The organism is Clostridium sp. ETTB3, from assembly GCF_053571985.1.
In genome coordinates, this window is record NZ_CP199832.1 from 175,001 (window position 1) to 197,389 (window position 22,389).

Below are 22,389 nucleotides of genomic sequence, written 5' to 3' on the forward strand. Positions count from 1 at the left end.
TAATCGGGCTGAAGTCGTACCGGAAGGAGCGGTGGACTGATTACGAGTGAGAATGTTGGCATTAGTAGCGAGATGTAGGTGAGAATCCTACAGGCCGAATATCTAAGGTTTCCTCAGGAAGGCTCGTCCGCTGAGGGTTAGTCGGGACCTAAGCCGAGGCCGAAAGGCGTAGGCGATGGACAATCGGTTGATATTCCGATACCACTACCATCGTTATTATCGAGGGTGTGACGGAGAAGGATAGTGTGTGCTAGCGATTGGAAATGCTAGTCTAAGCGTTTAGGAAGTTACGGTAGGCAAATCCGCTGTAACAATTCTGAGGCGTGATGGGGAAGGTCATTAAGACCGAAGTACATGATTCCATGCTTCCAAGAAAAGCATCTAGAGAGAGAAGTAGTGCCCGTACCGCAAACCGACACAGGTAGATGAGGAGAGAATCCTAAGGCCGGCGGAAGAATTGCAGTTAAGGAACTAGGCAAATTGACCCCGTAAGTTCGCGAGAAGGGGTGCCTGCGAGAGCAGGCCGCAGAGAATAGGCCCAAGCAACTGTTTAGCAAAAACACAGGTCTCTGCTAAAGCGTAAGCTGATGTATAGGGGCTGACGCCTGCCCGGTGCTGGAAGGTTAAGGGGAACACTTAGCGCAAGCGAAGGTGTGAACTTAAGCCCCAGTAAACGGCGGCCGTAACTATAACGGTCCTAAGGTAGCGAAATTCCTTGTCAGGTAAGTTCTGACCCGCACGAATGGCGTAATGACTTGGGCACTGTCTCAACTGCAAATCCGGCGAAGTTGTAGTGCGAGTGAAGATGCTCGCTACCCGCGATTGGACGGAAAGACCCCGTAGAGCTTTACTGTAGCTTAGCATTGAATTCCGGTATTGTCTGTACAGGATAGGTGGGAGACTGGGAAACTAGGGCGTCAGCCTTAGTGGAGTCAACCTTGGGATACCACCCTGACAGTACTGGGGTTCTAACAGGACGCCATGAATCTGGTGACTGGACATTGTTAGGTGGGCAGTTTGACTGGGGCGGTCGCCTCCTAAAAAGTAACGGAGGCGCCCAAAGGTTCCCTCAGAACGGTCGGAAATCGTTCGTAGAGTGCAAAGGCAGAAGGGAGCCTGACTGCGAGACCTACAAGTCGAGCAGGGACGAAAGTCGGGCTTAGTGATCCGGTGGTACCTCGTGGGAGGGCCATCGCTCAACGGATAAAAGCTACCTCGGGGATAACAGGCTGATCTCCCCCAAGAGTCCACATCGACGGGGAGGTTTGGCACCTCGATGTCGGCTCGTCGCATCCTGGGGCTGTAGTAGGTCCCAAGGGTTGGGCTGTTCGCCCATTAAAGCGGCACGCGAGCTGGGTTCAGAACGTCGTGAGACAGTTCGGTCCCTATCCGTCGCGGGCGTAGGAAATTTGAGAGGAGCTGTCCTTAGTACGAGAGGACCGGGATGGACTGACCTCTGGTGCACCAGTTGTTCTGCCAAGAGCATGGCTGGGTAGCTAAGTCGGGAAGGGATAAACGCTGAAAGCATCTAAGCGTGAAGCCCCCCTCAAGATGAGATTTCCCATAGCATAAGCTAGTAAGACCCCTTGAAGAACACAAGGTTGATAGGTCAGAGGTGGAAGTGCGGTAACGTATGTAGCTGACTGATACTAATAGGTCGAGGGCTTGACCAATAATATAAAATAATTCATATGCAATTTTGAAAGAATAAATTATTTCAAAAATTAATAAGTAATATCTAGTGATGATGGCATAGAGGAAACACTCCTTCCCATTCCGAACAGGACAGTTAAGCTCTATAGCGTCGATGGTACTGCATGGGTGACCGTGTGGGAGAGTAGAACGTTGCTAGGTAATGTGGCTCGATAGCTCAGTCGGTAGAGCAGAGGACTGAAAATCCTCGTGTCCCTGGTTCGATTCCTGGTCGAGCCACCAGGTATGGCGCCATAGCCAAGTGGTAAGGCAGAGGTCTGCAAAACCTTTATTCCCCAGTTCAAATCTGGGTGGCGCCTCCAAAAAAACCTACAAGTTTTCTTGTAGGTTTTTTTTATTTTATATATAAGAAAATATAAAATTTTTGAAGTAATAAAATTAGTAATATAAATGAATTTTAAGATTTAGAACTATAAATTTGATATTACAAAGTATATGTAGATATATCTACTTGGGTTTTAATTTTTATAAGAAATAAATTACTAACAAAATTATTAACATAATAAATAAAGATATCCACAATTAAATTTAATTTAATTGTGGATATCTTTATAATTAAATCTTTATAATTAACTAAACATATCTTTTTTATATAAAATAAATGCAGTTATAAGTGTTAAAATAATTGTAAGAAATATAATTATAATAAATCCTTGTGGATTATCTTGAAGGGGTAAAGCTACATTCATTCCAAAAATTCCACCAATAATAGTTGGAATAGCCATTAATATGGTAACTGATGCAAGAACCTTCATAACTATATTAAGGTTATTTGATATAACAGAAGCAAAGAAATCCATTGTACTAGATAAAATGTTACTATATATATCAGTCATTTCTATGGCTTGTTTATTTTCGATAATTACATCCTCTAATACGTCTTGATCATCCTTGTATTTTTGCATTATATCCATTTTAAGCATTTTTTCTAAAGTTACTTCATTAGCTTTTAATGAAGTAGAGAAATAAACAAGTGATTTTTCTAATGAATGTAATTGAATTAATTCTCTATTTTTCATTGATTTATGTAATCTTTTTTCAATCATTACACTTTTTTTATCTATTTGTCTAAGATAAATTAAATAATAAGTAGAAATTCTATTTAAAATTTGTAATATAAATCTAGATTTTTTAAATGAAAAAAACGATTTAATTCTTCCATTTATGAAATCTGTCAGTATTCTACTATTTTTTAGACAAACAGTGATAATTTCTTTTTCAGAATGAATTATAGCTAAGGGATAAGTATCATAAGTTAGTGAATTATCCTCCATTTCAGTGAATGGAATATCTACAACTACTAATGTAAACCCATCTTCAACATCTATTCTAGAAGTTTCTTCATCATCAAGTGGAGCTCGTAAGAAATTTAGTGGAACACCAGTTTTTTTAGAAATTAATATTAATTCTTCTTCTGATGGTGCAACAATATTAATCCAACAACCATTTTCAATTGAATCTAATTGCTTTAATGATGAATTTGTTTCACTTATGCTTTTGTATATTTGAATCATAAATGTTACCTCTCTATTAAATAATAAATTCTATAATAGGATTATATCATAAAAAGTATTAGATTTTAAAAATATGATTATTTGTGATTAACAGTTAGATTAAATAAGATATTTTAATATATTAATTAAATAATCAATAAACTAGAGATATAAAAGAAAATATAAGCTTGTACTTTCTTTTATAAAATTAGTATAATCAAAATATTGTTAGAGAAAATAATATAGAAATATTTGGGGGATATAATTATGCATAAAGAAATTAAACGAGGGAAAAAAACAATTGCAATAATAGTTTCGTTATTAACTATTACTGTTACATTATATATATATCAATTTTTTAAAATTAATTTTGAGAAAAATATTGAAATTAAATATTGTGCAGAAGTTTTTCTTATTATAATAACATTAATAGTAGTATGTAAGCAAACTAGCAAGTGTAAGCTTTCTTATAAATATTGTATAATTTACGATAAACTAATAATAAATAAAATAAAAAGTAAAAATGAAGAAAATGTTGAAAGCGTTAAGATAAAAGATATACTTTATATTGGAGAAAAAAATAATGCTCCAAAAGAGTATAATAAATGTAAATGTGTAAAACATTATATTAGAAAATTTAATAATGAAAAAAAGTTATTATGTATATATAGAAAAAATGGAAAAGTATATAGGTTTGTTTTTGAACCAAGTGATACTTTAATTTCCCGAATTAAATCAGTAAATTAAAATTATAAATATAGATAAAATAAGGTAGTTATATTAATTTTTTATAGCTAGCTTATTTTTTTATTAAATTTAAATAAAATATTTATAGTAATAATAAGAAATTAGGTATAGAGATTAAATATAAGGGCAAGACTTAATAAAAAAGGAGGGATATATTTATGGAGATTAGTAATAAAGATATATGGAGAGATTCAAAGAAATATTGTATAATATGTGAGAATGAATGTATTGGAGATGGAATTCAAATAATCAATAATTTTATTTGTAATAAATGTATTGAAAGAATGAATTTAATAGACGTTGGTAGTGATGAATATGAGATTATAAAAAATAAAATTAAGAATTCTATAGCACATAAGATTATAAAAAATAAATAAATTAACTTTAAGATACTTGAAAGGATTGTAAGGATGGGTAAAGGAAAATTAATAATTATTGAATCAGGTTCAGATGCTAGTGGAAAAGCAACTCAATCACAAAGATTATATGAAAGATTAATTCAAGAAGGTAAGAAATGTTTAAAAATTACATTTCCTGATTATGATAGTGATTCATCAGCATTAGTTAAAATGTATTTGAATGGTGATTTTGGAAAAAATCCTAGTGCTGTCAATCCCTATATTTCATCAACTTTTTATGCTGCCGATAGATATGCATCTTATAAAACTAAATGGGGTGAATTTTATAACAATGGTGGAATAATTATAAGTGATAGATATACTACTTCTAATATGGTACATCAAGCAGCTAAATTAAAAGATGATGAAAAGGATAAGTATATTGAATGGTTATATGATTTAGAGTTTAATATCTATCAAATACCTAAACCAGATCATATAATATTTTTAGATGTAGAACCAGAAGTAAGTCAAGAACTTATGAAAAATAGAGCTAATAAGTTTACTGGTGGAGAAACAAAGGATATTCATGAAAGTAATAAAGAGTATCTAATAAATTCTTATAATAATTCATTATATATTGCAGAAAAATATAATTGGGATGTTATTAAATGTTGTAAGGATTCTAAACTTAGAAGTATTGAAGAAATAAGTAATGATATTTATGAAAAAGTAAAAAATTATATATAGATTTTGATTGGGTTGTTTAAAAAACAAATTATTTTAAGTTATAATTTTATTTTTTTACAATCCTTTTTTATTACAATATATTAATATTTAAAATAAATAGAAGATAACAGTAAATATTAATATAATATATTATTTAAATATAAAGTTTTAGTAACTTTTTATATATTTATGATAAAATATATAAGAAGAATTTATTAATGAATGGAGGTATATGGTATGAAATTAGTTTTAGCTATAGTACAAGATGATGATGCTATAGATTTAATTGAAGAATTAACAGATAAAGATTATAGAGTAACTAAATTAGCTACTACAGGTGGGTTTTTAAAATCAGGAAATACTACATTAATGATTGGTGTTGAAGAAAAGGAAGTTAAAAACCTTATTAATGTTATTGAAGATGTTTGTAAAAGAAGAAAAGAAATGGTTCCTACATCAACACCAAATACAATTGGCACAAATTCAGGAATGTATGTGCCTTATCCAATTGAAGTTGAAGTTGGTGGAGCTACAATATTTGTTTTAGATGTAGATCAATTTTATAAAGTTTAATTAAGTTGATTAGGAGGTGGCTGTATGAGGGACTTTATAGGACATGAAGCTTTAATTAATAATTTTAAACAGAGATGTTTAAAAAATACTCTTTCTCATGCACACCTCATTGCAGGAGAAGACGGAGTTGGAAAGGGTAAGTTAGCTAATATTTTAGCTAAGTTCATTTTAAATGGAGATTTAGATAGGGAATATGTAGATATTATTAATTATTCAAGTGAAAAATCATCATTTGGAGTAGATGATGTTAGAGATATAATAGAAGAAGTATATAAAAAACCATTTGAAAAAGATAAAAAGGTAATTATTATTCATGAGGGGAATAAGCTTACAATTCAAGCACAAAATACATTACTAAAAACTATAGAAGAACCTCCAAAAGGAGTTTACATAATAATATTATGTGAAAGTTTGGAATTGATTTTAGATACAATAAAATCTAGATGTGAAATTTATAAATTAAAGCCATTAACTAAAAGTGAATTATATGAATATATAAAAATTAAGAAGTTTAATTATGATGAAAATGAAATCAAATCAGCAATAGCTTTTAGTGAAGGGGTACCAGGTAGAATAGATAGGTATTTTAATGATGATAAATTAAGAGAGTTAAGAAACAATATTGTTATATTAATTAAAAATTTAAATAAAAATGATTTAGAAGATATATTGCAGCAAGAAGAAAGTTTTAGCAATTTAAAAAATGATAAAGAAGAAGTATTAAATATATTTGGATTATTTATAAGAGATATTTTAATAAACAAGGAAATTGAAAATGAGGAATTTATCATAAATAGTGATAAACTTGAAGATATAAAAGAACTTACTAAGGAAATGTCATTTAAAAAATTAAATAATATGATAAAGACAATAGAAGAAGCTCGAAGAAACATTAAAAGTAATGTTAGTTGGGGAATGACACTACGTGTAATGTTAATGGGCTTCATGGAGGGTTAAATATGATAAAGGTTGTAGGTGTAAGATTTAAAAAAGCTGGTAAGATATATTATTTTGATCCAGCTGATATGAATATACAAAAGGATACATATGTAGTAGTAGAAACTGCTAGAGGAATTGAATTTGGTGAATGTGTAATTGGAATAAAGGAAATAAATGAGAATGATATAGTTTCACCACTTAAAAGTGTATTAAGAATAGCAACTAATGAGGATATAGAAAAACATTTTAAAAACAAAGATAAGGAAAAAGATGCCTTTGATATATGTTTAAAGAAAATTCAAGAACATGGATTAACAATGAAACTTATAGATGTAGAATATACCTTTGATAATAATAAGGTTATTTTTTATTTCACAGCAGATGGAAGAGTTGATTTTAGAGATTTAGTTAAGGATTTAGCAACAATATTTAAGACTCGTATAGAGCTTAGACAAATTGGAGTGAGAGATGAAGCAAAAATGTTAGGTGGTCTTGGCCCTTGTGGAAGACCAATGTGTTGTTCAAGTTTTTTAGGAGATTTTGCATCTGTTTCAATTAAGATGGCAAAGGAACAAAATTTATCACTAAATCCAACTAAAATATCAGGTATTTGTGGAAGGCTTATGTGTTGTTTAAATTATGAACAAAGTACTTATGAAGATATAAGAAAGAGAATGCCTAAGGTTGGTTCAATAGTAAAAACTAGTGAGGGTACAGGGGAAGTATTCTCAAACAATATTGTTAAGGAAAGCATTAAAGTTAAACTTAAAAAGGGAGAAGAAGAAGTATTAGAAGAATTTAAAATTGATAATATTGAACTTATAAAAGGACATTATGAAGATTCTATTGATGATGATGATATAAAGTTAGAAGTTGAATCAGAAGAAGATAGAAAATTAATTAAGGATTTAATTAAAGGAAATTAGAAATAAAAATTAATAAATTAATTCACTGTATTTTTATAAATGATTTAAAAAATTTATTAAAATTTATTGAAAATTATAAAATTAATACAAAAATGTATTTATATGTTAAAAATTAACTTTAGCTTTAAAAAAAAAAGTAGGTATGATAAAATAATTATGTTATTAAAATATTGGGGAGGTGTTTTTAATGGCATATGCAATTAATGATTCATGTGTTAACTGTGGAGCTTGCGCAGCTGAATGTCCAGTTAACGCTATAAGCCAAGGAGATACTCAATTCGTTATTGATGCAGATACTTGTATCGATTGTGGAAACTGTGCAAATGTTTGTCCAGTAGGAGCTCCAGCTGAAGCTTAATTTAACCAAAAGGGTCATCAAATAGGATGACCCTTTTTTACGTATAAATCATTTATATAAGGATATAAAAATTTTAATTTATAAATATGTATAAAATATAAGTATTAAAAATTTAATTATTATTAAAATGATAGAGAAAGTTATAAATTAAATGAAATTTATAAAAAATAAGTAATAATTAAATAATTTAAATAAAAATACTAAATTTATGTAATAGACAGTGAAAAAAATTTTATATATAATTAAAGTCAAAGAAGGTCAAATAACGTTTAGGAAGGTGAAATTGTGGCAAGAATTTCAGATATAATAGCACAGTTTATAAATGACATGATAGAAGAGGAAGAAGATAAGGAGGTAATTATTCAAAGAAATGAGTTAGCAGATAAATTTAACTGTGCACCATCTCAAATAAATTATGTATTAACTACAAGATTTACATCTGAAAAGGGATATATGATTGAAAGTAGAAGAGGTGGTGGTGGCTATATTATAATTAGAAGAGTAAATTATACAAACAAGGAACAACAATTAGAAGCAATCAATAATGCAATAGGGGTTAGCTTAACTTATAATTCTGCAGTATTGCTTTTAGAGTATTTATGTGAAAAAGAATTAATTACGAAAAGGGAACTTGAAATTGTAAAAATATCAATTAACGATAGAACTTTAATATTAACAGAAGATAAAAATAAACTAAGAGCTGAGATACTTAAGGGTATTATAATGGTAATTTTATCATAATAATTATAGTAGAGTGATAAAAGTAGTAAAGGGTTGGGTCATATTTATAAAATTTTATATTAATCTATATTAGATTTTATTTGGAGGTGACACTGTGATTTTTGGGAGGTTTACAGAAAGAGCACAGGTTGTATTAATAGAAGCACAACAAGAATCTCAAAGTTTTAAACATGGGTATATTGGAACTGAGCATGTTTTATTAGGAATATTAAAGGAAAATGGGTATGCAGGTCAGCTTTTAACTAATAACGGAATTACTATAGATAAAGTAAAAAAAATGACTGAAGATTATTTAGGATTTGGTGATGATGAAATTTTAACAGGAGAAATGTTATTAACACCAAGAGCAAAGAGATTATTTGATGATAGTTTAGATATAGCAAGAAAATATGGGCATAGTTTTATAAATCCTGAACATATATTAATGGCGCTAATAAATGAAGGCGAAGGAGTAGCTTTTACTATTTTAACAAGCAGTAAGGCAGATTTTACTTTAATTAAACAAGAGTTAGATAAATATATTTCAGGAAATGAACTTAGAGAAAATAAGAAATCAATACAAAAAGAGAAAAAGCAAAATAAAACTCCTGTATTAGATCAATATAGTACTGATTTAACTCAAAATGCACAAGAAGGAAAACTTGATCCTGTAATAGGAAGAGAAGAGGAAACTCAAAGAGTTTTAGAAATATTATGTAGGAGAATAAAGAATAATCCTTGTTTAATTGGTGAACCAGGTGTAGGAAAAACAGCTATAATAGAAGGATTAGCACAAAAAATTGTAGCTGGAGATGTCCCTGAAAGTTTAAGAAGTAAAAGATTGTTAGTTTTAGATATTACATCTATGATTGCAGGAGCAAAATATAGAGGGGAATTTGAAGAAAGATTAAAGAAAGTAATGAATGAACTTAAGAATGAAGATGATATTATAATTTTCATTGATGAAATTCATACTATAGTTGGTGCTGGTGGTGCTGAAGGAGCTATTGATGCATCTAATATTTTGAAGCCTGCTTTAGCAAGGGGAGAAATAAAATGTATAGGTGCAACAACAATTGATGAATATAGAAAGCATATAGAAAAAGATGCAGCTTTAGAAAGAAGATTTCAAACTGTAAATGTTGAACCACCAACTAAAAAGGAAACAATAAATATTTTATTTGGATTAAGGGATAAATATGAATCACATCATAAAGTTAAAATTACAGATAGTGCATTATATATGGCTGTGGATTTAGCAGATAGATATATAACTGATAGATATATGCCAGATAAGGCAATTGACTTAATAGATGAAGCTGCAGCCAAGGTAAGAATTTCAAGACTAACTTTGCCACCAGAAATTAAACAAAAAGAATTAAATATTGAAAAAGTAATTAATGAAAAAGAAGATGCAATTAAAAATCAAGATTTTGAAAAAGCTGCTAGCTTGAGAGATAATGAAAGAATTTTAAAAGAAGATTTTGAAAAAATTAAAAATGAATGGAGAGCTCATAGTTGTACAGAAGTTCAAACAGTTGATGAAGATGATATTGCAAAGGTTGTTTCAATATGGACTAAAGTACCAGTAGAAAGATTAACTGAAAAAGAGTCAGATAAGTTATTACATTTAGAAGATATATTGAAAAAGAGAATAGTTGGTCAAGAAGAAGCTATAAAATCATTAACAAGGGCAGTTAAACGAGCTAGAGTTGGTCTTAAAAATCCAAATAGGCCAATTGGAACATTTATTTTTTGTGGACCAACTGGTGTTGGAAAAACAGAACTTTGCAATGTGTTAGCAGAAGTTATGTTTGGAAAAATGAGCAATTTAATTAGGATTGATATGTCTGAATATATGGAAAAACATTCTGTTTCAAGATTAATTGGTGCTCCTCCAGGATATGTTGGATATGAAGAAGGTGGTCAATTATCAGAAGCTGTAAGGAGAAAACCATATTCGGTTGTTTTATTAGATGAAATTGAAAAGGCACATCCAGATGTATTTAATATCTTATTGCAAATTATGGAGGATGGAAGATTAACAGATGGTAAAGGTAAAGTTATAGATTTTAAAAATACTATTGTTATTATGACATCTAATGTTGGTGCTCAAAAAATAAAAAATCAAAGAAAAGTTGGATTTGATACTAGCTTTAACGCAAATGAAGCAGAATATGAGAAAATAAAGGATATAGTATTAGAAGAATTAAAGGTAGCATTTAAGCCAGAATTTTTAAATAGGGTAGATGATATAATAGTATTTAATCAATTAAAAGAAGAAGATACACTAAAAATAGTAAATTTAATGTTAAATGATACTATAAGTAGGTTAAAAGAAAAAAATATTGATTTAATTTATGAAGAGGATTTAAATAAGTTTCTTATTAATAAAAATAAGAATCTTGAGTTTGGAGCAAGACCTTTAAGAGGAATAATTAATAGAGAAATAGTAGATAAATTAAGTGATGAATTGCTTAAGGGGGAAATAAAAGTTGGAGATAAACTAAAAGTTGAATGTAAAGATGAAATATTAGTTTTTTCTCATAGATAAAATTATAAAGAAAAAAGTAAGACTTTATTTAACTGCCACTTGTCAATTTGACAGGGTGCAGTTCATATTGTTCTTACTTTTTTTCTTTATAATTTATTTAATGTTGTCATCATGTATATTTTCATCTAAATTGGAATTAACAATCATATTTTCTATACAATCTAAAGTTGAATTATTAGCATAATTACTAGATAAGTTTTTAGGTTTATAGTCATTTAAAATATTTTTTGACTGAACTTTTTTTAAATAAGATTTATCTATCAAAATACCATCTCCTTAGGATTTATATGAATATTATTTCCAAATAATAAATAATTATGTATTATTTGCGAATAAAAATATTTTCAACTGGTATAGACAACTATATGTATATATAATATAATGAATTTGGGAGTGATAATTATGATAGATAAGAATAGTCCAATACCAGTGTATTATCAATTAAAAAATGATTTAATTAAAAAAATTGCTAGGGGAGTTTGGAAGGCTGGAGAATGTATAGCTAGTGAAAGAGAACTTTGTGAAATATATGAAGTCAGTAGGATGACAATAAGACAAGCAATTGGAGAATTAGTTCAAGAAGGTATCTTAGTTAGAAAAAAAGGAAAAGGTACTTTTGTATGTGAACAAAAAGTAAATCAAAAAGATATGATGAGTTTTACTGAAATGATTAAACAAAGTGGTAGAAAACTAAAAACTAATGTTGTTTATTTTAAAATCATAGATACTCCAGATGATATGCAAGATATTTTTGTGTTAGACAAGTTGTATAAAATAACAAGGCAAAGAATTGTAGATGGAGAATGTGTTGCACTAGAAACTGTATATATTCCAGTTGATTATTGTGGAAATATTAATGAAGAAATGTTAGAGGGCTCGTTATATAAAGTATTAGAAGGCTTTGGATATGTTATTAGTCATTCTAATTCATCTATAGTAGCAGTTAATTTAAATAGTGAAATGAGAATTTTATTAGAATGTGAAGAAAATACACCAATATTAAAAACAACAAGTAAAATATTTACTAATTCAAATAAATTGTTATTTTTAGAGGAAGCGTATTATAAATCAGATAAGTTTACATTACAAGTTAATATTTCAAGAAAGGAAGGAGAGATAATATGAAATTAATAACTGTTGATAATTATGAAGAATTAAGTAAGGTGGCAGCAAGAGAGCTTGCAAGCACTATAAAAGAAAAGCCAAATGCTATTTTAGGATTAGCTACTGGAGGTTCACCAGTTGGAATGTATAAAGAATTAATTAAAATGTATCAAGATGGAGAATTAGATTTTTCAAAAATTAAAACAGTAAATCTTGATGAATATGTTGGATTAAATCCAGAACATGAGCAAAGTTATAGACATTTTATGAATGAAAACTTATTTAATCATGTTAATATAAATATTAATAATACTATTGTTCCTAATGGGCTAGCTCAAGATTTAAATGCTGAATGTAAGGAATATGATAAGAAGATGGAAGAGCTTGGTGGAATAGATGTTCAATTATTAGGTGTTGGAAACAATGGGCATATAGCATTTAATGAACCAGATAAAGAGTTATCTTCAGGAACTCATGTAATAACATTAACAGAAGATACTATAAAAGCTAACTCAAGATTTTTTGATACTATTGATGAAGTACCTAAGAGAGCAATCACTATGGGTTTAGGAGAAATAATGAAAGCAAAAAAGATAGTATTAATTGCGTCAGGAGAAAGTAAGGCAGAAGCTATAAAGGGATTATTTTCAGGAAAAATTACAACAGAAAATCCAGCTTCTATGTTACAAATGCATGGAGATGTAACTGTAATAGTAGATAAAGCAGCTGCAAAATTAATAAATAATTTATAAAGAATAAGCCATAAGATTATATTATGGTTTATTTTTTTTATATTTTATGTGTGATATATTAAAATAAGAAAATTAATATAGATAGAGTGGTGAATAAAATGGCAAAAATAAAATCTGTATTTGTATGTGAGGAATGTGGATATGAATCACCAAAATGGATGGGAAAGTGTCCTGATTGTAGCAATTGGAATACATTTAATGAAGAGCAGGTAGTTCAGCAAAATAAGGCAGCAAAAGAAGCTACAAAAGTAAGACAATTAAGTAAGAAGCCAATTAAAAAGTTATCAGAAGTTAAATCAAGTAAAAGTGATAGAATTGTAACTGGAATAAATGAATTTGATAGAGTAATGGGTGGCGGAATAGTTAAAGATTCAATTACTATAATAACAGCACGACCAGGAGCAGGTAAATCAACTTTGTTATTACAAGTAGCAGATAATATAGCCCAAAGTGGATATAAAGTTATTTATGCTTCAGGTGAAGAAAGTGATAGTCAAATTAAGAATAGAGCAGATAGAATTTTAGATAAAATTGATGATAATATTTGGGTAGTTCAAGAAACTAGTATGGATAATGTTGTTGATGCTGTTAATGAAATTGATCCAGATTTATTGATAATAGATAGTATTCAAACCTTTACTATGGAAGCATTTTTACCAGCAAGAGCAGGCTCACCAACACAAACTATGGAATGTGCAAATGAATTATTAAGAATTGCTAAAGACGACAAAAGACAGCGTGCAGTTATAATAGTTGGGCAAATGACTAAAGCTGATGAATTAGCAGGATTAAGAGCTTTAGAACATTTAGTTGATACTGTATTGATTATAGAATGTGATACAGATGAAGAATTAAGAGGATTAGTTAGTTCAAAAAATAGATTTGGAAGTACTGGAGAAACAGGATTTTTTCAAATGTCCGAAAGAGGAATGGTATCTATAGATAATCCTTCAGAGTTTTTTATGACAAAAAGGGAAGAGGGAGAAGTAGTTTCAGGAAGTACATTAACTGTTATAAAGGAAGGTTCAAGACCTATAATAACAGAAATAGAAAGTTTAGTATCTAAGACATTTACTCCTTATCCAACTAGAATAGGGGAAACCTTGGGAAAGGATAAACTTAATACGTTAATATCAATATTAGAACAAAGAGGTGGAATAGGACTTTATGATAAAAATGTTATTATAAAAACTACTGGTGGAATGAGAATTAAAGAGCAAGGAATAAACTTAGCTGTAATAATGAGCATAGTTTCATCTGTAAAGCAAAGAGGAATAGAAGCTAATATTGCTTTTATAGCAGATGTAGGCTTAACGGGAGAATTAAAAAAGGTACCTTCATTAGAAATAAGAGTAAAAGAGCTTGCAAGAATGGGCTTTAAGAAAGTATATGTTGCAAAAGATTCCTTTATCAAAGATGTAAATATACCTAATATAAAAATAATGGCTATGAAGACATTAAATGATGTTATAGCTGATGTATATAGATAAAAATTTAAACAAGTATATTAATTTATACTTGTTTTTTTGTAAAAAAAACTATAAATAATAATATTTATAAATATTTACAAAAACGTTGAGTTAATATTTATATAATAGTAATATTATATATGTTAGTAATATGAAATTTTAAATAGGCTGAGAATAGTTAGCTTTAATACATAAATATAGATACTAGGTAAAAATAATGGATCAGGTGATTAAATGAGAATTAAGGATGATAATGAAATAAAAAATATATTAAAAATAATTAGTCCAGGAACAAATTTAAGAGAGGGATTAGAAAATATTTTAAGAGCTAAGACTGGTGGATTAATAGTTTTTGGTGATTCAGAAGAAGTAATGAGCATTGTAGATGGAGGATTTACTATTAATGCAGAATATACTCCAGCTTATATTTATGAATTAGCAAAAATGGATGGGGCAATAGTCTTAAGTCAAGATTTAAGAAAAATAGTTTGTGCTAATGCACAATTATTGCCAGATCCAACAGTTCCTACTTATGAAACAGGTACAAGACACAGAACAGCACAAAGAATAGCAAAACAAACAGATACAATTGTTGTAGCTATATCTCAAAGAAGAAATATTATAACTGTATATAAAGGCGATATAAAATATGTATTACAAGATAGTAGCGTAATTTTAGCAAGAGCAAATCAAGCAATCCAAACATTAGAAAAGTATGTGAATGTATTAGAGAGAGTGATTAATAATTTAAACATATTAGAATTTCAAGATTTAACTACAGTTTTTGATGTTGTAACAGCTATACAAAGAACTGAGATGGTAATGAGAATAGTAGAAGAAATAAAGAGATATATATTAGAACTTGGAAATGAAGGAAGATTAATTTCCATGCAATTAAATGAATTAATAAGATATATAGAAAGAGATGGTATTCTTTTAATAAGAGATTATTGTGGTGAAAATGCCGACTATAATAGTATTTACAAGGATATTCAAAGATTAAATTCAGAAGAGTTAGTAGATCTTGAGATTATTGCAAAAGTTCTTGGATTTGGAGGTGTATCATTAGTAGATACATTAATATCTCCTAAAGGATATAGAATTTTATTTAAGATTCCAAGGATTCCAACTAATGTAATAGAAAATTTAATTAAACATTTTAAAGAATTAAGATATGTAATAACAGCTAGCAGTGAGGAATTAGATAAGGTTGAGGGAATAGGTGAAGCAAGAGCTACAGCTATAAGAACTGGATTGAAAAGAATAAAGGAACAAATTAACCTAAAAAAAGAAATTTAATAATAAATTTAGAATATTAATAGGATTTAATGGTAAGAATATATAAGCAGGTGGAAGAACCTGCTTATATATTTATCTAAAAGTAAATTTACCCAATGTATTCATCTTATCACTTTCTTTTAATAAAACGTCATAAAGATTTATATTAAGAGCATTACAAAGAGATGTAAGATAAAAAAGATTATTTCCAATTTCTCTTTCTATAACTTCACGACAATTATCACATAAACACCCATCAAGATGAGTTTGTAAGCAAGTTGATAAATCTTCCAATGAGTTGTCATCATTTGGCAAACATTGTTTTTTTGCATTTATCTCAATACAACCACAGTTAGTTACAGATTTAGCCACAGCCCTATTAATTCTACAACTTGATTCAGCATATTTAGTTATTATATCAAGAATACTTTTGTGCCTTAGTAGTGATTCACTAACGTCATTTTGAAAACTATCAAATATAATGTCTTTCATTTGCCTCAACTCCTTAGAAATATATTCCATAATTTAATTATAAGTATTTTCAGACAATTTTGTCAATGCAAGCCTTATTTGTATTAGCTTAATATTATAATAAACAACCTATTGTTTTTTTGATAGGGGGTATAAAATATAATTTATTTTTAAAGTTAAATGTTAGTAATAGTAATATCAATAATATGGTATAATAAAAATGGTTATTTATAACTATTACCTATTATTTTTCAATATAAGTAGGAGGTGAGGTTTTGTTTAAGAGAGGGTTAAAAATTATTTTTACTATTTTAGGATTAGTTGTTGGATATATTGTAGCAGAAGCTATAATACGAATTGGTAGTAGGTTTAAAATTAATATTATAAAGGGATTAGTATCAACTACGATATTTTATATTTTTTGTGTATTATTATTTGGAATTATTTTTTATTTTATTTCTCCAAAGCTATATAAGTTATTAGCTAATATTATAGATAATATTGAAAAAAGTATTCAAAAATTTAGCGCTCAGGAATTAATATATGGATGTGCTGGAATTTTAATAGGATTAATTATAGCTACATTTATTGGAGCACCTTTGTCAGGAATTTTTGTAGGAATACATCCTGCAATTGGCCCAATAATATTTGTTTTATTAGAACTTATTGCTGCAATATTAGGAGCAGAAATATTTATAAGAAAGAAGGATGATATTTCATCTACATTGCTTATATTTAAAAGAACTAATCAAAGAGAAAGAGATAAAGATAAAAAAAATAAAAACTATAGTAAGGGGAATGCTAAAGTTTTAGATACTTCAGTAATTATAGATGGAAGAATATTTGATTTATGTCAAACAGGATTTATAGAAGGAACTTTAATTATACCAAGTTTTGTTTTAGATGAACTTAGACATATATCTGATTCAGCTGATTCTTTAAAGAGAAATAGAGGAAGAAGAGGATTAGATATATTAAATAAGATTCAAAAGGAATTAGAAATTGAAACTAAAATTTGGGAAGGCGATTTTAAGGATATTCCAGAAGTTGATAGTAAATTATTAAAGTTGGCTCAAAAATTAAATGGAAAAGTAATTACTAATGATTTTAATTTAAATAAGGTTGCAGAATTTCAAGGAGTGCCTGTTTTAAATATAAATGAATTGGCTAATGCAATTAAACCAGTAGTACTTCCAGGTGAAGAAATGAAAATCATAGTTATAAAAGATGGAAAAGAATCAACTCAAGGTATTGGATATTTAGATGATGGTACTATGATTGTAGTTGAAGGTGGTAAAAAACATATTGGAGAAGAAATTTTTGTTGTTGTAACATCTGTACTTCAAACATCAGCTGGAAGAATGATTTTTGCAAAACCAAAGGATGATTAAAGGAGAGTTAGGATGATAAGTGCTATTATTTTAGCCGGTGGAAAAGGTAAGCGAATGGGATCAGCTATTAGCAAGCAATTTATTGATATAAAGGGTAAGCCTATAATTTATTATACATTAAAGAAATTTAGTGAAAATAAAAAAATAGATAATATAATAGTAGTTTTACCAGAAGATGAAGTAAAATATTTTAAAGAAAATATTTTAAAGAAATATGAATTAAGAATTAATAAAATAGTTATAGGTGGTAAAGAAAGACAAGATTCAGTATATAATGCACTTAAAAGCTTAAAAAATAGTAGCACTGATATTGTATTGATTCATGATGGAGCAAGGCCTTTTATTTCAGAGAGGATAATAAACGAAGGCATTAAATTTGCTGAAATATATGGTGCGGCTGCACCAGGTGTGATGCCTAAAGATACTATAAAAGTTAAAAATGAAAAGAATTTTTCTGTTGATACACCAAATAGAGCTAATTTAGTATCAATACAAACACCACAAGTATTTAAATTTGATGAAATATTAGAATGTCATGAAAAGATAAGATATAATGGAGAAATGGTAACAGATGACACTATGGTTGTTGAAAAGTATGGATATAGTGTATATCTTTATGATGGTGAATATACTAATATTAAAGTTACAACACCAGAAGATTTAATATTAGCAGAAAGGCTTATTTAACAATAAGTAGTTCGTATTTCATTATATTGACAGAGTATTTTCAAGATTATATAATAAATTAATAAAAAAATATTACTAAAGCAGTGATGAAGAATAGTAGAAATCGCTAATTCAGAGAGAAAATCCATTGGCTGTAAGATTTTCAACAGATTTTGAACCAGCTTTTGAGTTATAGGTAAAAACTATCGGTTTAACACCGTTATCATTATTAAAGTACAAATTTAGGTGGTACCGCGGATATAAGTTCGCCCTAATTATATATTAGGGTGAACTTTTTGTTTATAATTAAAAGTTGAAATTAAATTAAGATAATAAAAGTTTTAATAAGCTTTATTAATATAAATTAGATTTCAATAAAAATAATCAGAAAAATAAAAATTATTATAGTAATAAAAAACAATTAGGAGGAAATTTATTATGAAGATGTCAAATATGTTAGTATCAACATTAAGAGAAGTGCCAGCAGAAGCTGAAATAGATAGCCATAAGCTTATGCTTAGAGCAGGAATGATTAGAAAGATGGCAGCTGGAATTTATAACTACATGCCAATAGGGTTAAAGGTTTTAAAAAATATTGAAGAGATAGTTAGAGAAGAAATGAATACAGCAGGAGCACAAGAGTTTTTAGCATCTGCAGTATTACCAGCAGAATTATGGCAAGAATCAGGTAGATGGGATGTCTACGGAGATGAAATGTTTAGATTAAAAGATAGAAATAATAGAGATTTCTGTCTTGGACCAACACATGAAGAGGTATTTACTGATATTGCTAGAAATGAAATAAAATCATATAAGCAATTACCAGTAAATCTTTATCAAATCCAAACAAAATATAGAGATGAGAGAAGACCAAGATTTGGTATAATGAGATCAAGAGAATTCATAATGAAGGACGCTTATAGCTTTGATAAAGATCAAGCAGGTTTAGATGTATCTTATGATAAAATGCATGATGCATATGTTAAAATTTTTAATAGATGTGGAATTGATGCTAAATGTGTTGAAGCTGATTCAGGTGCAATTGGAGGAGCAAATTCAGCAGAGTTTATGGTTAAATCTGAAGTTGGTGAAGATGATGTAGTATTCTGTAGTGCATGTGATTATGCAGCAAATATTGAAAAAGCAGAAGCTACTCCAGAAAAGGCAGAAGTAGAAGAATTATTAGAAATGGAAAAGTTAGCTACACCAGATAGTAGAGGAATATATGAAGTTTCAGAATTCTTAAAAGTATCACCAAAGAAAACTGTTAAATTATTAATGTTTAATGTTGATGGAAAAATTGTAGGTGTAGTTGTTAGAGGAGATAGAGAAGTAAATGAAGTAAAGGTTGCCAATGCGGCACAAGCTTCAGGAGATATAATTATGGCTTCAAATGAAGAATATACAAAGGCTACAAATTGTGAACCAGGATTTGGAGGACCAGTAGGAATAAAAGTTGATTTATTATTAGTAGATGAAGAAGTTGCTAATATGTATAACATGATTTTAGGGGCTAATGAGACAGGATATCACTTAAAAAATGTTAATTACGGAAGAGATTTTGAAGGTGTTGTAGGAGATTTTAGAAAAATTGAAAGTGGAGAAAAATGTCCAAAATGTGGTTCTGAAGTTACTATTGCAAGAGGAACAGAAGTTGGTCACATATTTAAATTAGGAACTAAATATTCAGCTGCAATGAATGCTACATTTATAGATGAAAATGGCAAAAATGTTCCATTTGTTATGGGATGCTATGGAATTGGTGTTACAAGAACAATGGCTTCAATAATAGAACAACATCATGATGAAAATGGAATAATATGGCCACTTTCGGTTGCTCCATATCATGTATCAGTTATACCAGTAAATATTAAAGATGAAGCTCAAATGAAAATAGCTAATAAGTTATATGATGAATTAAGAAAAATTGGTGTTGATGCTATATTAGATGATAGAAATGAAAGACCAGGTGTTAAATTTAAGGATTCAGAATTAATTGGTATACCAATGAGAGTTACTGTTGGTAAAAAGATTACTGATGGAGAAGTTGAATTTAAGCTAAGAGATGGTGAGATGGAAGTAATAAAAATTGAAGATGTTTTAGAAAAGGTAAAATCTCAATTTGAAATTAATAATATAAGCTTATAATATAAAAAATGAAAATAGAGGAGTTTTAGGATGAAAATATATAATTCTTTGACTAGAAAAAAAGAAGAGTTTGTTCCTTTAGAGCCAGGAAAAGTAAATATGTATGTTTGTGGACCAACAGTATATAACTACTTTCATATAGGAAATGGAAGAACATTTATTGTTTTTGATACTATAAGAAGATATATGGAATACAGAGGATATGAAGTTAACTTTGTTCAAAATTTTACTGATATAGATGATAAAATGATTAATAAAGCTAATGAAGAGCATACAACTGTAAAAGAAATTGGAGACAAATATATAGATGAATATTATAAGGATGCTGATGGATTAAATATAAAAAGAGCAACAACAAATCCAAGAGCAACTGAATATATTTCAGAAATAATAGAATTTGTATCTGGTTTAATAGAAAAAGGTTATGCTTATGAAGTTAATGGTGATGTATACTTTAGAACTAAGAAGTTTGAAAGTTATGGACAGCTTATAGGACAAAACTTAGATGATTTAAGATCAGGAGCAAGAATCAATGTAGATGAAAGAAAAGAAGATCCTGTAGATTTTGCTATATGGAAAGCTCAAAAACCGGGTGAACCAGCTTGGGAATCTCCATGGGGACTTGGAAGACCAGGATGGCATATTGAGTGTTCATGCATGGCTAAGAAATTACTTGGAGAAACTATTGATATACATGCTGGTGGAATGGACTTAGCATTCCCACATCATGAAAATGAAATAGCTCAAAGTGAGGCATTAACAGGTAAAAAGTTTGCTAATTACTGGATGCACTCTGCGTTCTTAAATGTTAATAATCAAAAAATGTCTAAGTCTTTAAATAATTTCTTAACTGCTAGAGATGCATTAAAGAAATATGATGCAGATGTAATTAGATTTTTAATGCTTTCAGGTCATTATAGAATTCAATTAAACTTTAGTGAAGATTTATTAGAATCAGCTAAATCTTCTGTAGAAAGATTATATAATGCAGTTGGAAACTTAGAAAACTTAATTTCAGAAGTAAAAGTTGATGAAATGACAAAGGATGAACAAGAATACTTAAATTCATTAGATACTTATAGACAAAGATACATTGAAAAAATGGATGATGATTTTAATACTGCTGATGCTATATCTGTTTTATTTGATTTAATAAGAGATATAAATAGTAATGTTGGAATAAATTCATCAAAGAAATTATGTGAAAAAGCATTAGAATTAATTAGAGAATTAGGTTCACCTTTAGGAATATTACAAAAAACAACTAAAGGAAATTTAGAAGAAGAAATAGAAGCTTTAATAGCTGAAAGACAACAAGCTAGAAAAGATAGAAATTTTGCTTTAGCAGATAAAATAAGAGATGACTTAAAAGGTAGAGGAATAGAACTTTTAGATACTCCGCAAGGCGTTAGATGGAAAAAGGTTGATTAAATAATTTATTAAAAATAAAAAATTTAAATTAGAGTTAAGAGAGAAGATTTAAAAAATTTTCATTAAATTAAGTAAAGCTTATTTTATTTGAAAAAATTTCAACAAACTTAAGAAAGTTTGTACTTCCTTTTAGCTCTTAGTTTTTAATAAATATAATAACTAGGAGAAAATTAAAATGTTAAAAGATTTAAAAGTAAGAGAATTTACAGCAAAGGAAGCTAGATTATTAAATCCACTTCAACTTGCATTAGTAGGAGATGGAGTTTATGAACTTTTTATAAGAAATCATATATTATCACAAAACTTAGAATTAACAGCGCATAAAATACATATTAAAGCTATAGGTTATGTTAAGGCAAAAAGTCAAGCTACTATTATGCATGTAATAGAAAATGATTTAACAGAAGAGGAAAGTTATATATATAAAAGAGGTAGAAATGCTAAATCTGCAACAATTCCTAAAAATGCAGATGTAAGGGATTATAGAATGGCTACTGGATTTGAAGCATTAGTAGGATATTTATATTTAACAGGGAATTTTGAAAAATTAGAATTTATATTTAATAAGGCTATTTCAATAGAGCTATAA

General features: G+C 28.6%; 21 protein-coding genes, 2 tRNA genes, 2 rRNA genes and 1 other annotated feature (1 of these 26 running past the window's edge). Of the genes, 22 read left to right on the plus strand and 3 right to left on the minus strand.

Annotated elements, in window-relative coordinates; genetic code table 11:
* From ACUN06_RS00825 to ACUN06_RS00840, 4 genes are all read left to right on the plus strand, one after another.
* Nucleotides 1–1,673, plus strand: a 23S ribosomal RNA gene (locus ACUN06_RS00825) (it extends 1,235 nt beyond the left edge of the window).
* 64 nt (nucleotides 1,674–1,737) lie between these two features.
* A 5S ribosomal RNA gene (gene rrf / locus ACUN06_RS00830) occupies nucleotides 1,738–1,854 on the plus strand.
* A gap of 5 nt (nucleotides 1,855–1,859) precedes the next feature.
* Nucleotides 1,860–1,935 (plus strand) — tRNA-Phe (locus ACUN06_RS00835).
* 5 nt (nucleotides 1,936–1,940) lie between these two features.
* A tRNA-Cys gene (locus tag ACUN06_RS00840) sits at nucleotides 1,941–2,015 on the plus strand.
* A 267-nt stretch (nucleotides 2,016–2,282) separates the two neighbouring features.
* Here the strand turns inward: ACUN06_RS00840 and ACUN06_RS00845 are convergent.
* On the minus strand, nucleotides 2,283–3,227 hold the full coding sequence (locus ACUN06_RS00845; protein WP_291736473.1) for a magnesium transporter CorA family protein: 945 nt from the start codon (nucleotides 3,225–3,227) through the stop codon (nucleotides 2,283–2,285).
* 246 nt (nucleotides 3,228–3,473) lie between these two features.
* Between ACUN06_RS00845 and ACUN06_RS00850 the strand changes: the two genes are divergently transcribed.
* The 9 genes from ACUN06_RS00850 to ACUN06_RS00890 all read left to right on the plus strand — a co-directional run bounded on the left by ACUN06_RS00850 (nucleotide 3,474) and on the right by ACUN06_RS00890 (nucleotide 11,090).
* Complete coding sequence (locus ACUN06_RS00850; protein WP_291736470.1) at nucleotides 3,474–3,953, plus strand: hypothetical protein; 480 nt, start codon at nucleotides 3,474–3,476, stop codon at nucleotides 3,951–3,953.
* 158 nt (nucleotides 3,954–4,111) lie between these two features.
* Nucleotides 4,112–4,330, plus strand: coding sequence for a sigma factor G inhibitor Gin (locus tag ACUN06_RS00855; protein WP_449389969.1), 219 nt, complete (start codon nucleotides 4,112–4,114; stop codon nucleotides 4,328–4,330).
* Nucleotides 4,331–4,363: 33 nt separating this feature from the next.
* Nucleotides 4,364–5,041, plus strand: coding sequence for a dTMP kinase (locus ACUN06_RS00860; RefSeq protein WP_291736528.1), 678 nt, complete (start codon nucleotides 4,364–4,366; stop codon nucleotides 5,039–5,041).
* A 216-nt stretch (nucleotides 5,042–5,257) separates the two neighbouring features.
* On the plus strand, nucleotides 5,258–5,593 hold the full coding sequence (locus ACUN06_RS00865; protein ID WP_291736525.1) for a cyclic-di-AMP receptor: 336 nt from the start codon (nucleotides 5,258–5,260) through the stop codon (nucleotides 5,591–5,593).
* Nucleotides 5,594–5,617: 24 nt separating this feature from the next.
* Complete coding sequence (locus tag ACUN06_RS00870) at nucleotides 5,618–6,550, plus strand: DNA polymerase III subunit delta' (protein WP_449389970.1); 933 nt, start codon at nucleotides 5,618–5,620, stop codon at nucleotides 6,548–6,550.
* A 2-nt stretch (nucleotides 6,551–6,552) separates the two neighbouring features.
* On the plus strand, nucleotides 6,553–7,458 hold the full coding sequence (locus tag ACUN06_RS00875) for a PSP1 domain-containing protein (RefSeq protein WP_294127934.1): 906 nt from the start codon (nucleotides 6,553–6,555) through the stop codon (nucleotides 7,456–7,458).
* A 187-nt stretch (nucleotides 7,459–7,645) separates the two neighbouring features.
* Nucleotides 7,646–7,816, plus strand: a complete 171-nt coding sequence (locus ACUN06_RS00880) for a DUF362 domain-containing protein (RefSeq protein ID WP_042401880.1) — start codon at nucleotides 7,646–7,648, stop codon at nucleotides 7,814–7,816.
* 285 nt (nucleotides 7,817–8,101) lie between these two features.
* The gene (locus tag ACUN06_RS00885; RefSeq protein WP_291733155.1) at nucleotides 8,102–8,557 is read left to right on the plus strand and encodes a CtsR family transcriptional regulator; all 456 of its coding nucleotides are present in this window, start codon (nucleotides 8,102–8,104) and stop codon (nucleotides 8,555–8,557) included.
* Nucleotides 8,558–8,651: 94 nt separating this feature from the next.
* Nucleotides 8,652–11,090, plus strand: a complete 2,439-nt coding sequence (locus ACUN06_RS00890) for an ATP-dependent Clp protease ATP-binding subunit (RefSeq protein WP_291733157.1) — start codon at nucleotides 8,652–8,654, stop codon at nucleotides 11,088–11,090.
* Between the two features lie 93 nt (nucleotides 11,091–11,183).
* Here ACUN06_RS00890 and ACUN06_RS00895 read toward each other — a convergent pair whose 3' ends face one another.
* Nucleotides 11,184–11,354 (minus strand): hypothetical protein, encoded by a 171-nt coding sequence (locus ACUN06_RS00895; protein WP_291733159.1) that lies wholly within the window; start codon nucleotides 11,352–11,354, stop codon nucleotides 11,184–11,186.
* A 138-nt stretch (nucleotides 11,355–11,492) separates the two neighbouring features.
* Between ACUN06_RS00895 and ACUN06_RS00900 the strand changes: the two genes are divergently transcribed.
* The 4 genes from ACUN06_RS00900 (at nucleotide 11,493) to disA (ending at nucleotide 15,714) form a co-directional block, all read left to right on the plus strand.
* Entirely contained in the window at nucleotides 11,493–12,215 is a 723-nt protein-coding gene (locus ACUN06_RS00900; RefSeq protein ID WP_449389971.1) for a GntR family transcriptional regulator, read from the plus strand.
* On the plus strand, nucleotides 12,212–12,946 hold the full coding sequence (gene nagB / locus ACUN06_RS00905) for a glucosamine-6-phosphate deaminase (protein ID WP_449389972.1): 735 nt from the start codon (nucleotides 12,212–12,214) through the stop codon (nucleotides 12,944–12,946). Before ACUN06_RS00900 ends, nagB begins: the two co-directional genes overlap by 4 nt.
* A gap of 98 nt (nucleotides 12,947–13,044) precedes the next feature.
* Nucleotides 13,045–14,436 (plus strand): DNA repair protein RadA, encoded by a 1,392-nt coding sequence (gene radA, locus ACUN06_RS00910; protein WP_291733165.1) that lies wholly within the window; start codon nucleotides 13,045–13,047, stop codon nucleotides 14,434–14,436.
* 213 nt (nucleotides 14,437–14,649) lie between these two features.
* On the plus strand, nucleotides 14,650–15,714 hold the full coding sequence (disA, locus tag ACUN06_RS00915; protein ID WP_291733168.1) for a DNA integrity scanning diadenylate cyclase DisA: 1,065 nt from the start codon (nucleotides 14,650–14,652) through the stop codon (nucleotides 15,712–15,714).
* Nucleotides 15,715–15,786: 72 nt separating this feature from the next.
* Here disA and ACUN06_RS00920 read toward each other — a convergent pair whose 3' ends face one another.
* Nucleotides 15,787–16,185, minus strand: a complete 399-nt coding sequence (locus ACUN06_RS00920) for a nucleoside triphosphate pyrophosphohydrolase family protein (protein ID WP_291733170.1) — start codon at nucleotides 16,183–16,185, stop codon at nucleotides 15,787–15,789.
* Nucleotides 16,186–16,439: 254 nt separating this feature from the next.
* Here ACUN06_RS00920 and ACUN06_RS00925 point away from each other — a divergent pair, with 254 nt between their 5' ends.
* The 5 genes from ACUN06_RS00925 (at nucleotide 16,440) to ACUN06_RS00945 (ending at nucleotide 22,389) form a co-directional block, all read left to right on the plus strand.
* A complete protein-coding gene (locus tag ACUN06_RS00925; protein WP_449389973.1) occupies nucleotides 16,440–17,555 on the plus strand; it encodes a PIN domain-containing protein in 1,116 nt (371 codons plus the stop codon).
* Between the two features lie 12 nt (nucleotides 17,556–17,567).
* Nucleotides 17,568–18,242, plus strand: a complete 675-nt coding sequence (ispD, locus tag ACUN06_RS00930; RefSeq protein ID WP_291733174.1) for a 2-C-methyl-D-erythritol 4-phosphate cytidylyltransferase — start codon at nucleotides 17,568–17,570, stop codon at nucleotides 18,240–18,242.
* Nucleotides 18,243–18,316: 74 nt separating this feature from the next.
* Nucleotides 18,317–18,498 (plus strand) — a binding site (T-box leader).
* Nucleotides 18,499–18,659: 161 nt separating this feature from the next.
* The gene (locus ACUN06_RS00935; RefSeq protein ID WP_449389974.1) at nucleotides 18,660–20,369 is read left to right on the plus strand and encodes a proline--tRNA ligase; all 1,710 of its coding nucleotides are present in this window, start codon (nucleotides 18,660–18,662) and stop codon (nucleotides 20,367–20,369) included.
* 30 nt (nucleotides 20,370–20,399) lie between these two features.
* Nucleotides 20,400–21,800, plus strand: a complete 1,401-nt coding sequence (gene cysS / locus ACUN06_RS00940; RefSeq protein WP_291733178.1) for a cysteine--tRNA ligase — start codon at nucleotides 20,400–20,402, stop codon at nucleotides 21,798–21,800.
* Nucleotides 21,801–21,975: 175 nt separating this feature from the next.
* Nucleotides 21,976–22,389, plus strand: coding sequence for a Mini-ribonuclease 3 (locus ACUN06_RS00945; RefSeq protein ID WP_291733181.1), 414 nt, complete (start codon nucleotides 21,976–21,978; stop codon nucleotides 22,387–22,389).

What these genes read in the sequence shown, in the direction of transcription:
- ACUN06_RS00945 (WP_291733181.1), top strand. Translation starts at nt 21,976, where the DNA reads ATGTTAAAAGATTTAAAAGTAAGAGAATTTACAGCAAAGGAAGCTAGA.
- ACUN06_RS00865 (WP_291736525.1), top strand. Translation starts at nt 5,258, where the DNA reads ATGAAATTAGTTTTAGCTATAGTACAAGATGATGATGCTATAGATTTA.
- ACUN06_RS00855 (WP_449389969.1), top strand. Translation starts at nt 4,112, where the DNA reads ATGGAGATTAGTAATAAAGATATATGGAGAGATTCAAAGAAATATTGT.
- ACUN06_RS00920 (WP_291733170.1), bottom strand. Translation starts at nt 16,185, where the DNA reads ATGAAAGACATTATATTTGATAGTTTTCAAAATGACGTTAGTGAATCA.
- ACUN06_RS00850 (WP_291736470.1), top strand. Translation starts at nt 3,474, where the DNA reads ATGCATAAAGAAATTAAACGAGGGAAAAAAACAATTGCAATAATAGTT.
- ispD (WP_291733174.1), top strand. Translation starts at nt 17,568, where the DNA reads ATGATAAGTGCTATTATTTTAGCCGGTGGAAAAGGTAAGCGAATGGGA.
- ACUN06_RS00845 (WP_291736473.1), bottom strand. Translation starts at nt 3,227, where the DNA reads ATGATTCAAATATACAAAAGCATAAGTGAAACAAATTCATCATTAAAG.
- disA (WP_291733168.1), top strand. Translation starts at nt 14,650, where the DNA reads ATGAGAATTAAGGATGATAATGAAATAAAAAATATATTAAAAATAATT.
- ACUN06_RS00935 (WP_449389974.1), top strand. Translation starts at nt 18,660, where the DNA reads ATGAAGATGTCAAATATGTTAGTATCAACATTAAGAGAAGTGCCAGCA.
- ACUN06_RS00880 (WP_042401880.1), top strand. Translation starts at nt 7,646, where the DNA reads ATGGCATATGCAATTAATGATTCATGTGTTAACTGTGGAGCTTGCGCA.
- nagB (WP_449389972.1), top strand. Translation starts at nt 12,212, where the DNA reads ATGAAATTAATAACTGTTGATAATTATGAAGAATTAAGTAAGGTGGCA.
- ACUN06_RS00900 (WP_449389971.1), top strand. Translation starts at nt 11,493, where the DNA reads ATGATAGATAAGAATAGTCCAATACCAGTGTATTATCAATTAAAAAAT.
- ACUN06_RS00870 (WP_449389970.1), top strand. Translation starts at nt 5,618, where the DNA reads ATGAGGGACTTTATAGGACATGAAGCTTTAATTAATAATTTTAAACAG.
- cysS (WP_291733178.1), top strand. Translation starts at nt 20,400, where the DNA reads ATGAAAATATATAATTCTTTGACTAGAAAAAAAGAAGAGTTTGTTCCT.
- ACUN06_RS00860 (WP_291736528.1), top strand. Translation starts at nt 4,364, where the DNA reads ATGGGTAAAGGAAAATTAATAATTATTGAATCAGGTTCAGATGCTAGT.
- ACUN06_RS00875 (WP_294127934.1), top strand. Translation starts at nt 6,553, where the DNA reads ATGATAAAGGTTGTAGGTGTAAGATTTAAAAAAGCTGGTAAGATATAT.
- radA (WP_291733165.1), top strand. Translation starts at nt 13,045, where the DNA reads ATGGCAAAAATAAAATCTGTATTTGTATGTGAGGAATGTGGATATGAA.